The following is a 16,383-nucleotide window of genomic DNA, read 5'->3' as shown; positions in this document are numbered from 1 at the left end:
CGCGAGCGGTTGGCACGGAGGAGTGACCACCATGACCGACGTCGAGTCCTCGTCGCGCGAGTCGTATCCGCTCGTCGACTACGCCGGCAGCAAGGCCGGTAGCGTCTCGTTCCCCGAACTCGAGCAGAAGGTTCTCGAGGCGTGGGCCGCCGACGGGACGTTCCGAGCGAGCGTCGAGAACCGCGCGGACGCCGAGGAGTTCGTCTTCTACGACGGCCCTCCCTTTGCCAACGGCCTTCCTCACTACGGGCACCTGCTGACGGGTTACGTCAAGGACCTCGTACCGCGCTTCCAGACGATGCGAGGCAAGAAGGTCGAGCGTCGATTCGGTTGGGACTGCCACGGACTGCCTGCCGAGCTGGAAGCAGAGAAGCAGCTCGGCATCAAGGACAAGTCCGAGATCGACGAGATGGGTCTCGCCAAGTTCAACGACTACTGCAAGCAGTCGGTGCTGCGGTACACCGACGAGTGGCGTGACTACGTCACCCGGCAGGCGCGGTGGGTCGACTTCGACAACGATTACAAGACCCTGGACACGGACTTCATGGAGTCCGTCATGTGGGCGTTCAAGACCCTGTACGACAAGGGCCTGATCTATCAGGGCTACCGCGTGCTCCCGTACAGCTGGTACGAGCAGACGCCGTTGTCCAACCAGGAAACTCGCCTCGACGACGCCTACAAGATGCGTCAGGATCCGGCCGTCACCGTCACGATGCCACTGTCCGCGCCGGACTCGGTGCTGGACGGCGCGAACGCGCTCATCTGGACGACGACGCCGTGGACGTTGCCGTCCAACCTCGCGATCGCGGTTCATCCCGAGGTGCGCTACGTGCAGGTCCGCGGAAGCGACGGCGAACGCTACGTGCTCGCGGCGGAACGCGTCGCACACTATGCGCGTGAACTCGGCGACGAGCCGGAGGTGCTGTCCGAGCACGTCGGAGCCGATCTCGTCGGACTGACGTACGCGCCGCCGTTCGACTTCTTCCTCGGGCACCTGAATTCCCATCGGGTCCTCGACGCGGAGTACGTCACCACCGATTCCGGTACCGGAATCGTCCACCTCGCACCGGCTTTCGGTGAAGAGGACATGGATGTCGCGACAGCCAACGGCATCGAGGTCGTGCAACCGCTCGACCCGGGTGGCAAGTTCACCTCGCTCGTACCGCCGTACGAGGGCCTGATGGTGTTCGACGCCAACCCGGTCATCATCAAGGACCTCAAGGCGTCGGGACGGCTGCTGCGGCACGAGACCATCGAGCACTCCTACCCGCACTCGTGGCGGTCGGGTCAGCCGCTCATCTACATGGCGGTCCCGTCGTGGTTCGTCGCGGTGACGAAGTTCCGCGACCGCATGGTCGAGCTGAACCAGCAGATCACCTGGGTTCCCGAGCACATCCGCGACGGCCAGTTCGGCAAGTGGCTCGAAGGTGCCCGAGACTGGAACATCAGCCGAAACCGCTACTGGGGCAGCCCGATTCCGGTGTGGACGTCGGACGATCCCGAGTACCCGCGCATCGACGTCTACGGCAGTCTCGACGATCTGGAGCGAGACTTCGGCGTGCGGCCGGACGATCTGCACCGTCCGTACATCGACGACCTGACGCGTCCGAACCCGGACGATCCGACGGGCAAGTCGACGATGCGTCGTGTTCCCGAGGTACTGGACTGCTGGTTCGAATCCGGGTCGATGCCGTACGCACAGGTGCACTTTCCGTTCGAGAACGAAGACTGGTTCCACACGCACAACCCCGGCGACTTCATCGTCGAGTACAACGGTCAGACGCGCGGCTGGTTCTACACGCTGCACGTGCTGGCGACGGCATTGTTCGATCGTCCCGCGTTCAAGACCGTTGCGGCACACGGCATCGTGCTGGGCGACGACGGACTGAAGATGAGCAAGTCCAAGGGCAACTACCCCGACGTGAAGGAGGTGTTCGACCGGGACGGCAGCGATGCGATGCGCTGGTTCCTGATGTCGTCGCCGATCCTGCGCGGCGGCAACCTGATCGTCACCGAGCAGGGCATCCGTGAGGGTGTGCGCCAGGCGTTGCTGCCGATCTGGAACGCGTGGAGCTTCCTGCAGTTGTATGCGGGCAAGCCGGGCACGTGGCGTACCGATTCGCCGCACGTCCTGGACCGGTACGTGCTCGCGAAACTGTCGGCGACACGGGACGCCATCACCGATGCTCTCGAGGTCGACGACATCGCCGGTGCGTGCGACGAACTGCGTACGTTCTGCGACGCACTCACCAATTGGTATGTGCGACGGTCGCGTTCGAGGTTCTGGAGCGAGGACTCCGACGCGATCGACACGTTGCACACGGTGCTCGAGGTGCTCACACGCCTTGCGGCGCCGCTGCTTCCGCTGATCAGCGAAGTGGTGTGGCGCGGTCTCACGGGTGGTCGATCGGTGCACCTCGCGGACTGGCCGGCGCAGCTGGATCTGCCGTCGGACCCCGAGCTGGTGAGCTCGATGGACGAGGTGCGGTCGGTCTGCTCTACCGTGCTCGGTCTGCGCAAGGCGCAGAACCTGCGGGTGCGGCTGCCGTTGCCCGAGGTCACGGTTGCCGCCGAGGACGCCGAGCGTCTGCGTCCCTACGCCGACATCATCGCGGACGAGGTGAACGTCAAGAAGGTCGATCTCACCGACGACGTCGCGGTGCACGGCAAGTTCGAGCTCGTCGTGAACGCGCGCGCCGCAGGCCCGCGCATCGGCAAGGACGTGCAGAAGGTCATCAAGGCGGTCAAGGCGGGGGAGTGGTCCGAGGACGAGAGCGGCACCGTCAGTGCCGCCGGAATCGAGCTGCTGCCGACCGAGTACACCCGCAAACTGGTTGCCGCCGAACCGGATTCGACGGCCGCGCTGCCGGGCAACGCCGGTCTCGTGGTGCTCGACTCGCAGGTGACGGCCGAGCTCGAAGCCGAAGGCTGGGCCAAGGACCGCATCCGTGAACTGCAGGATGCGCGTCGCAGCCTCGGTCTCGACGTGTCGGATCGAATCGAGATCGTCGCGTCGATTCCGGCCGACCGGCAGCAGTGGTTCGACACGCACCGCGATCTGATCGCCGGTGAGGTCCTCGCGCTGTCGATCGTCGACGGCGATCCGGGTGCCGACGGCGTCGACCTGGGTGAGAGTGTGCGTGTTCGGATCACACGAGCGCAGTGACGATCGAGGAGTCGGTGGAGGGCATCGTCCGTCGGGTGTTGTCCTCCGCGCGTGACGGTGTCGTGCCGATCGTCGCCGTCGGTGATCCGGTCCTCCGGGTTCCGGCGTCGGCGTACACCGGTCAGTTGGAAGCGCGCACCCTGGGGCGTGTGATCGATGTGATGCGCGAGACGATGCGCGATGCACCGGGCGTGGGACTGGCTGCTCCGCAGATCGGCGTGCCGTTACGCATCGCCGTGATCGAGGACGAGTACGACGTCGCACCCGAGGTTGCCGCGGTGCGCGAACGGACGCCGGTGCCGTTTCGCGTGGTGGTGAACCCGACGTACGCCGAGATCGGGCCTGCGCGCCGTTCTTTCTACGAGGGGTGTCTGAGCGTTCCGGGATATCAGGCGGTCGTGTCGCGGGCAGCCGACGTTCGCCTCGAATGCACCGACCACGACGGGCGGGAGGTGGTCGAGACGCTGCACGGCTGGCCGGCGCGCATCGTCGCGCACGAGACCGACCACCTCGACGGCGTCGTCTACCTGGACAAGGCCGTCACGCGGTCGATCGCCGCCACCGACGTGTACGTCGACCGATGGGCGGACGCGTCGCCGCATCGGGCCGCCGCCGCGTTGGGCTTCGCGCTCGACGAATGATCACCTGTCGGAAGTCCGGGAGTACGTTTCGGCCATGACCGACTCACGCAGTCGACGGTGGGTTCTGCATCTCGACATGGATGCGTTCTTCGCGTCCGTCGAGCAGCTGACCCGTCCGACGCTGCGTGGACGGCCTGTGCTGGTCGGCGGCGCGGGTGGGCGTGGCGTCGTCGCAGGATGCAGCTACGAGGCCCGCGTGTTCGGCGCGAGGTCCGCGATGCCGATGCACCAGGCGCGACGACTCGTCGGCGCAGGTGCCGTCGTGCTGCCGCCTCGCGGTGCGCTCTACCAGGTGTTGAGCCGCCGCGTGTTCGAGAGTCTTCGCACGCGCATGCCGGTGCTCGAGCAACTGTCGCTCGACGAGGCATTCGGTGAACCGGCCGAACTCGCCGGTGCGACGGCCGCCGAGGTCGAGGAGTTCTGCGAGTCGTTGCGAGCACTCGTCCGCGAGGAAACTGGATTGATCTGCAGCCTGGGAGCCGGGTCGGGAAAGCAGATCGCGAAGATCGCGTCGGGGCTGGCGAAACCCGACGGCGTCACGGTGGTGTCACCCGGCGAGCAGACGGCTCTGATGGCCGCGCTGCCGGTTCGCAAGCTGTGGGGGATAGGTCCTGTCGCCGACGAGAAGCTGCGGCGGCTCGGTATCGACACGATCGGGAAGTTCGTCGCCACACCCGAATCCGAGGTGGCCTCGATTCTGGGCGGCACCGTCGGTCCCAGCCTGCACAAGCTTGCACGAGGAATCGACGATCGAGCCGTCGCGGAACGTGCCGAGGCGAAGCAGGTGAGTGCCGAGACGACGTTCGCGCACGACCTGGTGACGCTGGCTCAGCTACGCGCCGCGGTGGACAAGAGCGCGGACGCCGCGCATCGACGGTTGCTGAAGGACGGCCGGGGGGCGCGCACGATCGTGCTGAAACTGCGCAAGTCGGATATGAGTATCGTCACCCGTTCGGTGACACTGCCCTACGCGACCGTCGACAAGCAGACCATCGTGGCGGCCGCCCAGCGGCAGGTGCTCGATCCCGTCGAGCTGGGTCCCATCCGCCTCGTCGGTGTCGGTCTGGCCGGACTGTCCGCTGTGCAACAGGGTTCGTTGTTTCCGGAGTTGGAGCACGATTCCGAGGATTCACCTCGCGAACAAACGACGGCGGCGGAAATTGTGGCATCGGTAAGAGAGCACGGTCCGAAGTGGCACCCGGGCATGGACGTAAGGCATCCTGAATACGGACACGGGTGGGTCCAGGGGGCTGGCCACTCCGTGGTGACGGTTCGTTTCGAGACGCGATCTTCAGGACCCGGTCGTGCTCGTACCTTCGCCGAGGGAGACACGATGCTCGAGGTAGCGGACGCGCTCGGAAGTCTGGAATGAGGCTCGGGCCGCAGAAGCTGAGGAACGGGAGTGGAGCCTGCAGGAACGACCTTGCCGGTGGGACGGGAGTGGAGCCTGCAGGAACGACCTTACCGGTGAGTAGGCAATTCCTGGCCGGGTGGCTCGTGTCCTGGCATAGTGGAGCCGCCTGAAACGAACGACCCGATGACCCGCCGGCGCCGACGAAGTGGCGCCGGCTACGTGAAAAGACACGCAGAAGAACTGAAGGGACAGAGCAATTGAAGCTTCGTAACACCCGACGGGCACTGGTTGCCGGCGTCGCGATCGCCGCCACGCTGACGATGACCGCATGCAGTTCCGGTGACGACGAGGGAGGAAACGACGCCACGACGTCCGCGTCGGTTGCGTCGACCACCGCTACGACCGAGGCTCAGAGCGACTACCCACCTGTTCCCACCGCCGAGGAGCTCAACCAGGAGCTTGCTCGTGGACTCGACCCGGCCGTGCCGGTCGAGGAGAAGGCTCAGCTCATTCAGGGCGCCGAGGCCGATCCCGAACTGATCAACCAGGTTGCCGCCGCGGCTGTCCAGAACGGCGCGGAAATCGTCATCACGAGTGTCGACGACCTCGGAGACGGCACGCTCAACGCGGGTGCCACCCTGACCATCGGCGGACAGGCCAACCCCGGCAACTTCACCTTCGTCGCAGAGGACGGCGTCTGGAAGCTGTCGAAGGAGAACGCCTGCAGCTTCGTCCAGCTCGCGCAGCTGACGTCGCCTGCCTGCGCATGATGCGTTAGTTTCACGGCTTCATTCGATGCCGGTGTTCGGTTCTTCACGAACCGAACACCGGCATCGGTGTTTCTACACCCCGCGGGCGACGCCGCGGATTCCGTCCACCGCGGCCTGCGCGAGCGCGGACAACGTGGCGTCGTCGACGCCGTCCTCGTCGGTCGCGACCACCTGAACGACAGTCGAATCCACGACGGCGACGACGACGTCCGACACGAGCGTGAAGCCGCCGCTCTCGATCTGCAGCCGGGCCGCCACCGACGCGTCACCTGCCGTGACGTCGCCGTCGCGGCCCGAGAGGGTGTACGCGACGTCGATTCCGTCGGCGTCCGTTCCGGTGAACGTGGCGCATTCGGCGAAGGTCGCCTGGACGGCGGCAAACGCGTCGGCAGCGCCCCGATCGACGTAGCTGGCGGCGTCCTCGTCGATCGACGAGAAGTCGGGACCCGAGTAGCGCACCTCGGCCGACGCGGCCGCGTCGGCGAACTGCTGCGAGATCGGCGCCAGGACATCGGCGCAGCGCTGCGGGTCGGTGCCCGACTGGTCCGGTGCGTCGTACTCGGGCGCCGGATCGAGTCCGAGGTCCCGTACCGGGTCGGGGATGACGGTGTAGCCGGGCGGCAGCGACTCCAGCGGGATCATCGCCGACTGCAGCACCGAAGAGTCGGTGATCGGCGGACCGGCCAGCGGGTCCGGTGCGGACACTGCCGCCGGTGCAGGCGCGGTAGTGCTGGGCGCGGTGTCGTCCGAGTTCGCGCCGCAGGCCGCGGACACCACCGCGCACGTCCCCAGTACCACGGCGAGGCGCAGGCGACCGGTCACGACGTCGTCCATCGCAGCGAGTCGGTGATGTTCTGTCCCAGCACGGTCGTCCCCTCGGGGTCGCTGTACTGCTGCATACCCCCGACGGACACGTCGCCGCTCACCGGAAGTGGCTTCGTCAGGTCGAGTTCGACCGTTCCCGACCCGGACATGACGTAGGAATCGATGTTCAGACTGCCGGCTTCGTCGGGGAGGTCGAGCGTCGTCGACGCGGGGGTCTGGTCGATCTGCAGATCGATGGTGAGACGGTCGCCGTCGCGGGCGCGCAACGTGGCCCGGGTGACCTGGTTCAGCGTCACACCACTGATGACCTGTTGTGAGGTGGTCCATACCGCGCCGACGCCGACATCGCCCTCGGGGAACGACACCGAGCGGTAGACCGCCTGATTGAGTGCCTGTTCGATCGCGGCTCTGGCCGAGTCCTGTGCCTGTTCGGAGGGTGTGATGCTCAGCGCGGTGACGGCACCGGTGTCGGTGACCGTCAACCCGGCAGCCGAACCTTCCGACGCCGCAAGAGCGTCCGTCAGGCGCTGGTCCGCCGACGTCGCCTTTCCGATGGACAGCGCGACCTGGTCGCCGTCCGGCGACGCGGTCAGGGGAAGCGTCAACTCCGGAGTCGAGAAGTCCTGGACGGCCTGGTCGTCGATCTGCTGCGTCACCGTGGAGCTGGTGACGAGCTGTACCGATTGCTCGCCGTCGTACGCGGGGGTCAGCGGCGAGCGCGGCTCGGCGCCCGGGTCGACCAACGTCGTCGTCACCGGGGTGACCGGAAGCGACACGCTCGTCGGCGTCGACGTGGCCTCGGTGTCGGCGGATGCACTGTCGTCGGACGAGCTGCACGCGGTCATCACGGCTGCGGCGGCGACCAGCGCCGCGAGGGCGCGCAGGCGCCGCATCGGAGTTTCGGAAGTCGAGATCACGGGACCAGGCTACGGATGTGCGGGGCCCGGGCGCGGCCACGCGTCGGTCGAATCCCCTTCCCCGATAGGTCGGATGTTCGGCATGCACATGTGATGCTTCATGATGGAGGGGTGAGTGACGACCGTCCAGCCGACCCCAAACCCCCAGAACAGCCCGACGAGAACCCCGGCGCGGAAGCCGAGGTGGCGTCGACCAAGCCGTTGCGCACCCGGATGCTCGTCCTGATCGCCGCGGTGATCCTCGCGTTGGACCTCGTCACCAAGATCGCGGTCGTTCGATGGATCGAGCCCGGCAACCCCGTCGAGATCATCGGCGACGTCGTGACTCTCCGTCTCGTCCGCAACCCCGGTGCGGCGTTCTCGATGGCCACCGGTATGACGTGGTTGTTGACGATCGTCGCGGTGTGTGTCGTCATCGGCGTGATCAGAATCGGGCGGACGCTGCGGTCACCGCTGTGGGCTCTCGGCCTCGGACTGGTCCTCGGCGGCGCGCTGGGCAATCTGATCGACAGGTTCTTCCGCGCGCCGGGGCCACTGCAGGGACACGTCGTCGACTTCGTGTCGGTGGGCTGGTGGCCGGTGTTCAACGTCGCCGACTCGTCGATCGTGTGTGGCGCGATTCTGCTCGTCGTGTTGAGCCTGTTCGGATTCGAGCCGAACGGCACTCGGGCGCACTCGAAGAAGTCTGCGGCAGCGTCGACCTCGGCGGCCGACGAATGAGGGAATCACGGTCGATGCCGGTTCCCGACGGCCTCGACGGAATGCGCGTCGACGCGGGCGTGTCACGGCTGCTCGGGTTGTCCCGAAACGTCGTCGCGACGCTCGCCGAGGAAGGGTCGGTCGCCGTCGACGGCACGGCGGTGGGCAAGTCCGACCGGCTTTCTGCGGGTACGTGGCTCGAGGTGGAGCTTCCCGAGCCTGCTCGGGAGCTGACGATCGAGGCCGAACCCGTTCCCGGGATGGACATCCTGTATGCCGACGAAGACATCGTCGCGGTCGACAAGCCGGTCGGCGTCGCGGCGCACGCGAGTGTCGGATGGACCGGTCCGACGGTCATCGGCGGTCTTGCCGCGGCGGGCTACCGCATCTCGACGTCCGGTGCACACGAGCGTCAGGGCATCGTGCATCGGCTCGACGTCGGTACGTCCGGCGTGATGGTGGTCGCGACGTCCGAGCGCGCGTACACGATTCTGAAGCGGGCATTCAAGCAACGAACCATCGAGAAGCGCTATCACGCTCTCGTGCAAGGCCATCCGGATCCGAGCAGCGGAACGATCGACGCGCCGATCGGGCGTCACGGCAGCAACGACTGGAAGTTCGCGGTGCGCGCGGACGGCAAGCCGAGCGTGACGCACTACGACACCATCGAGGCGTTCCAGGCGGCAAGTCTGTTGGACGTGCACCTCGAAACCGGTCGTACGCATCAGATTCGCGTGCACTTCTCGGCGTTGCGACACCCGTGCTGCGGCGATCTGACGTACGGCGCCGATCCGCGGCTGGCCGAGAGGCTCGGTCTCGAGCGTCAGTGGCTGCACGCCAAGTCGCTGGGGTTCGCGCATCCATCCGACGGTCGATGGGTCGAGATCGAGAGCAAGTACCCCGCCGACCTCGAACACGCCCTCGAGGTACTGCGAAACGCATGATGCGGGTAGGTGGCCTCGTCGAGGGCGTCGTGATCGCGGCGGCTGCCGTCGGGCTGTGCGCCGTCGTCGGAATCGCGAAGCCCCTGCCCGTGGCCGGTGTGAGCACTGACCGTCTCGGACCCGACTCGGGGGAGACCGTCGCCGAGTACACCGGCCGCGCGCGCGCCGGACTGGCCGAACCGGGTGACTCCGAACCTCGTTGGGCGCTCGTGTCGTTCGACACGTACGTCTCGCCCGGACAGTCGTTCTCGGCAGCGCGGGGTGAACGGATCGCCCAGGTGCTGATCCGGGTGCCGATCGAGCGAGTACAGACGCGAGTGCTCGCCATCGGTGTCCCGGGTACGGACGCGTCCGTGAGTTCTGCGCTCGACGTCGCGGCGACGGAGCTGCATGCGGGAGTCGGACAATGGGACCGGCAGGCGCAGATCGACGCGGCGTCGGTCACTCGTCTCGCGGCGGGGTGCGACTGTGTCGTCGGTCTCGTCGTGCGCGCGGATCCGTCCGCGCTGGCGGCGATCGAGAACGAGCCGGGCGTCCGTGCCGTCGAGGCACTGCCTGCCGATGCGCGCGCAGGTCATTTCGCGGTTCGGGCACTGCTGCCCGACTACATCGACGTCGTGGGTGCACTGCCCGACGACGGTCCGATCCCGGCGCCCTAGACACGCGGGGCTTCGGACACACCGACGACTACGGATCTGTCGCTGCCGAGTAATAGAGTGGGGGCACTTCCGCCGACCTGCCTCGGCCGCTCGACCATCCAGCTGTGCCGCTCGACCCTCAGGAGAGAACCTTCGTGGCTGACTCGTTCGTTCATCTGCACAACCACACCGAGTACTCGATGCTCGACGGGGCGGCGAAGATCGCGCCGCTGTTCGCAGAGGCGAACCGCCTGGAGATGACGGCCGTCGGTATGACCGACCACGGCAACATGTACGGCGCCAGCGAGTTCTACAACGAGGCCAAGAAGGCAGGCATCAAGCCGATCATCGGCATCGAGGCATACATCGCTCCCGAGTCGCGCTTCAACAAGAAGCGCGTGTTGTGGGGTGACCGCAACCAGAAGTCGGACGACGTCTCCGGTAGCGGCGCGTACACCCACATGACGATGGTCGCCGAGAACGCGACGGGTGTCCGTAACTTGTTCAAGTTGTCGTCCCTGGCCTCGATCGAGGGTCAGCTCGGCAAGTGGGCTCGCATGGACGAGGAGATCATCGCCCAGCACGCCGAGGGCATCATCGCGACGACGGGCTGCCCGTCGGGAGAGGTGCAGACGCGTCTGCGCCTCGGTCACGACCGGGAAGCGTTGGAAGCGGCCGCGAAGTGGCAGGAGATCTGGGGCAAGGACAACTTCTTCCTCGAGCTGATGGACCACGGTCTGTCGATCGAGCGACGTGTCCGCGAAGGTCTGTTGGAGATCGGCAGAAAACTCGACATTCGGCCGCTCGCCACCAACGACTGCCACTACGTCACCAAGGACGCGGCCGAGAACCACGAAGCGCTGCTGTGTATCCAGACCGGTAAGACGCTGAGCGACCCCACCCGGTTCAAGTTCGACGGCGACGGCTACTACCTCAAGTCCGCAGCCGAGATGCGTCAGCTGTGGGACGGCGAGGTTCCCGGTGCGTGCGACAGCACGTTGCTCATCGCCGAGCGTGTGCAGCCGTACGACGACGTCTGGGCTCACCGCGACCGTATGCCGATCTTCCCCGTGCCGGAGGGAGAGACGCAGGGGTCCTGGCTCGCCAAGGAGGTCGACAAGGGCCTCGAATGGCGGTTCCCGAACGGGGTGCCGCAGGAATATCGCGATCGCGCGAAGTACGAGATCAGCGTCATCCTGGAAATGGGCTTCCCAGCGTACTTTCTCGTCGTCGGTGACCTCATCGCGCATGCTCGCGACGTCGGTATCCGCGTCGGACCCGGCCGTGGTTCGGCTGCAGGCTCGCTCGTCGCGTACGCGATGGGTATCACCAACATCGACCCGCTGCCGCACGGCCTGCTGTTCGAGCGATTCCTCAACCCCGAGCGCGTGTCGATGCCCGATATCGATATCGACTTCGACGACCGTCGCCGCGGTGAGATGGTGCGCTACGCCACGGAGAAGTGGGGTAGCGACCGCGTCGCGCAGGTCATCACGTTCGGCACCATCAAGACCAAGGCCGCCATCAAGGACTCCGCGCGCGTCCAGTTCGGCCAGCCCGGTTTCGCGATCGCCGACCAGATCACCAAGGCGCTGCCGCCGCCCATCATGGCGAAGGACATCTCGGTCGCCGGCATCACCGACCCGGCGCACGAGCGGTACAAGGAAGCGACCGAGGTCCGTGCGCTCATCGACTCCAACCCCGATGTGGCGACCATCTACAAGACCGCTCGCGGGCTCGAAGGTCTGATCCGCAACGCCGGTGTGCACGCCTGCGCGGTCATCATGTCGTCGGAACCGCTCACGGACGCGATTCCGGTGTGGAAGCGCGCGCAGGACGGCGCCATCATCACCGGCTGGGACTACCCGTCGTGTGAGGCCATCGGCCTGCTCAAGATGGACTTCCTGGGTCTGCGGAACCTGACCGTCATCGGTGACGCCATCGACAACATCAAGTCCAATCGCGGCATCGACCTCGATCTCGACACGCTGGGCCTCGACGACCCGGCGACGTACGAATTGCTCGCTCGCGGTGACACTCTCGGCGTGTTTCAGCTCGACGGCAGCGCGATGCGAGACCTGCTGCGACGCATGCAGCCGACCGGGTTCGAGGACATCGTCGCCGTGCTCGCGCTGTACCGCCCCGGTCCGATGGGCATGAACGCGCACAACGACTACGCCGACCGCAAGAACGGTCGACAAGAGGTCAAGCCGATTCACCCCGAGCTCGAAGAACCGCTCGCGGAGATTCTGAAGGACACGTACGGCCTGATCGTGTATCAGGAGCAGATCATGCAGATCGCGCAGAAGGTCGCCGGGTACTCGCTCGGTCAGGCCGACATTCTGCGTCGAGCGATGGGTAAGAAGAAGCTGTCGGTGCTGGAAGAGGCGTATGCCGGATTCCGCGACGGCATGCTCGCCAACAACTTTTCCGAGCCCGCGATCAAGGCGCTGTGGGACACGATTCTCCCGTTCGCCGGGTACGCGTTCAACAAGTCGCACGCCGCAGGCTACGGACTCGTCTCGTACTGGACCGGCTACCTCAAGGCCAACTACCCGGGTGAGTACATGGCCGGTCTGCTCACCAGCGTCAGCGACGACAAGGACAAGTCTGCGGTCTACCTCGCCGACTGCCGCAAGCTCGGCATCACGGTGCTTCCTCCGGATGTCAACGAGTCGGAGCTGAACTTCGCATCCGTGGGCAAGGACATCCGATTCGGTCTCGGCGCCGTGCGCAACGTCGGCACCAACGTCGTCGCGTCGATCATCAGAGCGCGCGAGGAGAAGAGCAAGTACACCGACTTCTCCGACTACCTGAACAAGATCGACGCGACCGCGTGCAGCAAGAAGGTCACCGAGTCGCTGATCAAGTCCGGTGCGTTCGATTCGCTCGACCATCCGCGCAAGGGCTTGATGCTCATCCACGCCGACGCCATCGATTCGGTGATGGGCACGAAGAAAGCCGAGGCCATCGGTCAGTTCGACCTGTTCGGCGGCGAGGACGCCGACGAGTCGATCAGCTCGGTGTTCAATGTCCGTGTGCCGGACGAGGAGTGGGACTCCAAGCACCGGCTCGCGCTCGAGCGGGAGATGCTCGGCCTGTACGTCTCCGGACACCCGCTGATGGGCGTCGAGCACATGCTCGCTGCGCAGTCGGACACCAACATCCCGGCCATCCTCGAAGGTGACGTCAAGGACGGAACGCAGGTCACGATCGGCGGCATTCTGGCGTCGGTCAACCGCCGCATCAACAAGAACGGTCTGACGTGGGCGTCGGCGCAGCTCGAGGATCTCGTCGGTGGCATCGAAGTGTTGTTCTTCCCGCAGTCGTACTCGGTGTTCGGCGCCGACGTGACCGAGGACTCGGTGGTTCTGGTGAAGGGTCGCGTGTCGGTGCGCGACGATCGGATCTCGATCATCGCGAACGACCTTGCCGTGCCGGATCTGTCGGCCGTCGGTGTCGCGAAGCCGTTGGCGGTCATGTTGCCGACGCGGTTGTGCACGGCCGACAAGGTCGGTGCGCTCAAGCGCGTGTTGATGAGTCACCCGGGGACGTCGGACGTGCACTTGCGTCTGGTCAGCGGCGACAAGGTGACCGCACTCAAGCTCGACGACAGTTTGCGCGTCACTCCGACGTCGGCGCTGATGGGTGACCTGAAGGCTCTACTCGGTCCCGGCTGCCTCGCCGGCTAGCGGACCGGTAGCCGGTCTACGACAGTTGCTGGTACACGACAGTGGCCGGTGTCGACGACGAATCCGTCGACACCGGCCACTGTCGTGCAGTCAGTTGCGCAGTTGCTCCGTCGACTTCAGAACCCACCACGCGACGACGGTTGCTGCTGCGGCACCGAGGACGGCGACCTGCAGTGACGTGGTGAGAGCGAGCGCGCCGACGAACACGAGCACACCGAAAATCAACGACTCGACCTTGTACACCGGCCACGCGGTCCCGGCGATGTCGACGGTGTGTACCTGCGCGGGCCTGCGGGTAGGGATTCGGGGGATTGCGTAGGTCATTGCGCGCTCCGTTCGGCTGTGCTGCGTACTCGCTTCAGGGTATACGCATCGCAGGTTTCGGTCCACCGAAACTTCTTCTGTCGGCGCCCTGTTTGTGCATCGATGGTCCACGACAGTTGTCCAACGGCTGCCACGGTCCATCGATGCTGGGATACTCGGGGTCATGCCATTGACAGGTGAATACGAACCGAGCACATCCGATTGGGCGCGCGAGCAGGCCGAGCTGCTGGAGGGTTCAGGCGGCACCGAGGGAACGTCGTTGCGCGGCATGCCGGTCGTGCTGTTGACGACCAAGGGCAACAAATCCGGCAAGCTGCGCAAGACGCCGCTGATGCGCGTCGAGCACGACGGCGAATATGCGGTGGTCGCATCGTTGGGCGGCGCACCGAAGCATCCCGTCTGGTACTACAACATCGTCGCCGAGCCGCTGGTCGAACTCCGTGACGGCACCGACAACGCCGACTACACCGCACGGGAAGTCACCGGCGACGAAAAGGCCGTGTGGTGGGAGCGGGCTGTCGAGGCGTTCCCGGACTACGCGGACTACCAGAAGAAGACGGACCGCGAGATTCCGGTCTTCGTGCTGACCCGGGTCCAGTAGTGGCGAGGAATTCGAAGCCCGGCACGGTAGCCGAGCAGCTCGTCGAGCAACTCGTCGACGCGGGGGTGCGGCGCATCTACGGCGTCGTCGGCGACAGCCTCAACCCGATCGTCGACGCGGTCCGCCGCAGCGGGGGATCGTCGGAAGGCGGCATCGACTGGATCCACGTTCGGCACGAGGAGGCGGCGGCATTCGCCGCGTCCGCCGAAGCGCAGCTGACCGGACAGCTCGCGGTCTGCGCAGGCTCGTGCGGTCCCGGAAACCTGCACCTGATCAACGGCCTCTACGACGCCAACCGATCGGGCGCGCCGGTGCTCGCGATCGCGTCGCACATCCCGAGCGTGCAGATCGGTTCGAGCTTCTTCCAGGAGACGCATCCGGACCGGTTGTTCGTCGAATGCTCGGTGTACGCGGAGTTGGTCAGCACCGCCGAACAGTCGCCGCGAGTGGTGCATTCGGCTGTGCAGCATGCACTCGGTGCACCGGGCGTCGCCGTCGTGACGCTGCCCGGCGACATCGCCGACGAACCCGTGGGCCGTCCGGCGCCGTCGTTCCTGAAGACGGGCACGCCGTCGCTCGTTCCCGACGACGTCGATGTTCGACGGCTCGCCGCCGCGATAGACGAGGCGTCCACGGTGGCGATCTTCGCGGGTGCTGGGGTGAAGGACGCGAGGACCGAATTATTGGAGCTCGCCGAGCTGCTCGGTGCACCGATCGGGCATTCGTTGCGCGGCAAGGAGTACGTGCAGTACGACAATCCGTTCGACATCGGGATGACGGGACTCCTGGGATACGGCGCGGCACACGACGGCATCCACGACGCGGACCTGCTTCTCCTGATCGGGACGGACTTTCCCTACGATCAATTCCTGCCCGACCGCGTGCGGACGGCGCAGATCGACAGTGCGGCCGAAAAGCTCGGTCGCAGAACAAGTCTCGATTTCGCCGTGCACGGCGATGCGAAGAGCACGCTGGCGGCATTGCTGCCCCTGGTGCAGCGCAAGTCCGACAGGTCGTTCCTGAAGCGCACGCTCGATCGACACGAGACGCTGATGACGAAGGTCGTCGGCGCGTACACGACGCCGGTCAAGCAACGAACGCCGATCCACCCGGAATACGCGGCGTCGATCCTCGACGACCTGGCTGCACGCGACGCCGTGTTCACCTCCGACACCGGCATGTGCAACGTGTGGACCGCTCGCTATCTGAATCCGAACGGCAGTAGACGTTTCGTGTCGTCGGCACTGCACGGTTCGATGGCCAACGCGCTTCCCCATGCGATCGGAGCGCAGGTCGCGTTCCCGACGCGTCAGGTCGTGTCGCTCTCGGGCGACGGTGGCCTGTCCATGCTGATGGGGGAGTTGCTGACCGTCGCGATGTATCGATTGCCGGTGAAGATCGTCGTGTTCAACAACTCGACGCTCGGCATGGTCAAGTTGGAGATGCTCGTCGACGGCATTCCCGATTTCGGGGTCGATGTGCCCGCCACTGACTACGCGGCAATCGCGTCGGCTCTGAAGATCTTCTCGCGGCGCATCGAGGACCCGGCCGACCTGGAGTCGGGTATCGCGGCGGCGCTCGAACACGACGGGCCGGCACTGGTCGACATCGTCACCGACCCGAACGCGCTGTCGCTGCCGCCGACGATCACCGGCGAGCAGGTGAAGGGATTCGCGTTGGCGATGTCACGGATGGTCATGAACGGTGGCGTCGGCGAGGCGGTGCAGATGGCCAAGTCGAACCTGCGTAACGTTCCGCTGCCGTCTCAGTTCGACCCGAGACGGTAGTCCCGACTTATCGTCGGAACTGCGC

The 16,383-nt window shown here is 65.9% G+C and carries 13 protein-coding genes; 10 read left to right on the top strand and 3 right to left on the bottom strand.

Annotation, left to right across the window (positions count from 1 at the left end):
* Nucleotides 1–31 precede the first annotated feature (31 nt).
* The 4 genes from ileS (at nt 32) to HQ354_RS00585 (ending at nt 5,931) form a co-directional block, all read left to right on the top strand.
* On the top strand, nt 32–3,166 hold the full coding sequence (ileS, locus tag HQ354_RS00600; RefSeq protein WP_222633993.1) for an isoleucine--tRNA ligase: 3,135 nt from the start codon (nt 32–34) through the stop codon (nt 3,164–3,166).
* Nucleotides 3,163–3,807: a peptide deformylase gene (locus HQ354_RS00595; RefSeq protein WP_068420697.1), complete on the top strand. Its 645-nt coding sequence runs from the start codon at nt 3,163–3,165 to the stop codon at nt 3,805–3,807. Before ileS ends, HQ354_RS00595 begins: the two co-directional genes overlap by 4 nt.
* 34 nt (nt 3,808–3,841) lie before the next feature.
* Nucleotides 3,842–5,179, top strand: coding sequence for a DNA polymerase IV (locus HQ354_RS00590; protein WP_068420699.1), 1,338 nt, complete (start codon nt 3,842–3,844; stop codon nt 5,177–5,179).
* Between the two features lie 239 nt (nt 5,180–5,418).
* Nucleotides 5,419–5,931: a hypothetical protein gene (locus HQ354_RS00585; RefSeq protein WP_068420701.1), complete on the top strand. Its 513-nt coding sequence runs from the start codon at nt 5,419–5,421 to the stop codon at nt 5,929–5,931.
* A gap of 72 nt (nt 5,932–6,003) precedes the next feature.
* On the opposite strand, the gene HQ354_RS00580 is transcribed toward HQ354_RS00585, so the two are convergent.
* Together HQ354_RS00580 and HQ354_RS00575 are read right to left on the bottom strand one after the other, a co-directional pair.
* Nucleotides 6,004–6,753, bottom strand: coding sequence for a hypothetical protein (locus tag HQ354_RS00580; RefSeq protein ID WP_308115296.1), 750 nt, complete (start codon nt 6,751–6,753; stop codon nt 6,004–6,006).
* Nucleotides 6,750–7,649, bottom strand: a complete 900-nt coding sequence (locus tag HQ354_RS00575) for a hypothetical protein (RefSeq protein ID WP_167675097.1) — start codon at nt 7,647–7,649, stop codon at nt 6,750–6,752. The genes HQ354_RS00580 and HQ354_RS00575 overlap by 4 nt, the downstream gene beginning before the upstream one ends.
* A 237-nt stretch (nt 7,650–7,886) precedes the next feature.
* Between HQ354_RS00575 and lspA the strand changes: the two genes are divergently transcribed.
* The 4 genes from lspA to dnaE all read left to right on the top strand — a co-directional run bounded on the left by lspA (nt 7,887) and on the right by dnaE (nt 13,646).
* Nucleotides 7,887–8,393: a signal peptidase II gene (gene lspA / locus HQ354_RS00570; protein WP_240930854.1), complete on the top strand. Its 507-nt coding sequence runs from the start codon at nt 7,887–7,889 to the stop codon at nt 8,391–8,393.
* Nucleotides 8,390–9,316, top strand: coding sequence for an RluA family pseudouridine synthase (locus HQ354_RS00565; RefSeq protein ID WP_222633991.1), 927 nt, complete (start codon nt 8,390–8,392; stop codon nt 9,314–9,316). Before lspA ends, HQ354_RS00565 begins: the two co-directional genes overlap by 4 nt.
* On the top strand, nt 9,313–9,975 hold the full coding sequence (locus tag HQ354_RS00560) for a hypothetical protein (RefSeq protein WP_240930843.1): 663 nt from the start codon (nt 9,313–9,315) through the stop codon (nt 9,973–9,975). The genes HQ354_RS00565 and HQ354_RS00560 overlap by 4 nt, the downstream gene beginning before the upstream one ends.
* Before the next feature lie 134 nt (nt 9,976–10,109).
* Nucleotides 10,110–13,646 carry a DNA polymerase III subunit alpha gene (gene dnaE / locus HQ354_RS00555; protein ID WP_068420963.1) on the top strand — a complete coding sequence of 1,179 codons (3,537 nt, stop codon included), beginning with the start codon at nt 10,110–10,112 and terminating at the stop codon, nt 13,644–13,646.
* A gap of 90 nt (nt 13,647–13,736) precedes the next feature.
* Here dnaE and HQ354_RS00550 read toward each other — a convergent pair whose 3' ends face one another.
* Nucleotides 13,737–13,970, bottom strand: coding sequence for a hypothetical protein (locus HQ354_RS00550; RefSeq protein WP_167675011.1), 234 nt, complete (start codon nt 13,968–13,970; stop codon nt 13,737–13,739).
* Nucleotides 13,971–14,133: 163 nt separating this feature from the next.
* Between HQ354_RS00550 and HQ354_RS00545 the strand changes: the two genes are divergently transcribed.
* Both HQ354_RS00545 and HQ354_RS00540 read left to right on the top strand, forming a co-directional pair.
* A complete protein-coding gene (locus HQ354_RS00545) occupies nt 14,134–14,571 on the top strand; it encodes a nitroreductase family deazaflavin-dependent oxidoreductase (protein ID WP_068420713.1) in 438 nt (145 codons plus the stop codon).
* Nucleotides 14,571–16,358 carry a pyruvate dehydrogenase gene (locus HQ354_RS00540; protein ID WP_222633990.1) on the top strand — a complete coding sequence of 596 codons (1,788 nt, stop codon included), beginning with the start codon at nt 14,571–14,573 and terminating at the stop codon, nt 16,356–16,358. The genes HQ354_RS00545 and HQ354_RS00540 overlap by 1 nt, the downstream gene beginning before the upstream one ends.
* The last annotated feature ends 25 nt before the right edge of the window (nt 16,359–16,383 follow it).

It is taken from the genome of Rhodococcus sp. BP-261 (genome assembly GCF_019835205.1).
GTDB lineage: Bacteria > Actinomycetota > Actinomycetes > Mycobacteriales > Mycobacteriaceae > Rhodococcoides > Rhodococcoides kyotonensis_B.
The sequence above is the reverse complement of the archived record's forward strand: the minus strand, read 5'-3'. Positions and strand labels throughout refer to the sequence as shown.

Excerpts from the sequence above, each read along its gene's own strand:
- ileS (WP_222633993.1), top strand. The coding sequence starts at position 32 with ATGACCGACGTCGAGTCCTCGTCGCGCGAGTCGTATCCGCTCGTCGAC.
- HQ354_RS00590 (WP_068420699.1), top strand. The coding sequence starts at position 3,842 with ATGACCGACTCACGCAGTCGACGGTGGGTTCTGCATCTCGACATGGAT.
- HQ354_RS00575 (WP_167675097.1), bottom strand. The coding sequence starts at position 7,649 with ATGCGGCGCCTGCGCGCCCTCGCGGCGCTGGTCGCCGCCGCAGCCGTG.
- lspA (WP_240930854.1), top strand. The coding sequence starts at position 7,887 with ATGCTCGTCCTGATCGCCGCGGTGATCCTCGCGTTGGACCTCGTCACC.
- HQ354_RS00565 (WP_222633991.1), top strand. The coding sequence starts at position 8,390 with ATGAGGGAATCACGGTCGATGCCGGTTCCCGACGGCCTCGACGGAATG.
- HQ354_RS00560 (WP_240930843.1), top strand. The coding sequence starts at position 9,313 with ATGATGCGGGTAGGTGGCCTCGTCGAGGGCGTCGTGATCGCGGCGGCT.
- HQ354_RS00550 (WP_167675011.1), bottom strand. The coding sequence starts at position 13,970 with ATGACCTACGCAATCCCCCGAATCCCTACCCGCAGGCCCGCGCAGGTA.
- HQ354_RS00545 (WP_068420713.1), top strand. The coding sequence starts at position 14,134 with ATGCCATTGACAGGTGAATACGAACCGAGCACATCCGATTGGGCGCGC.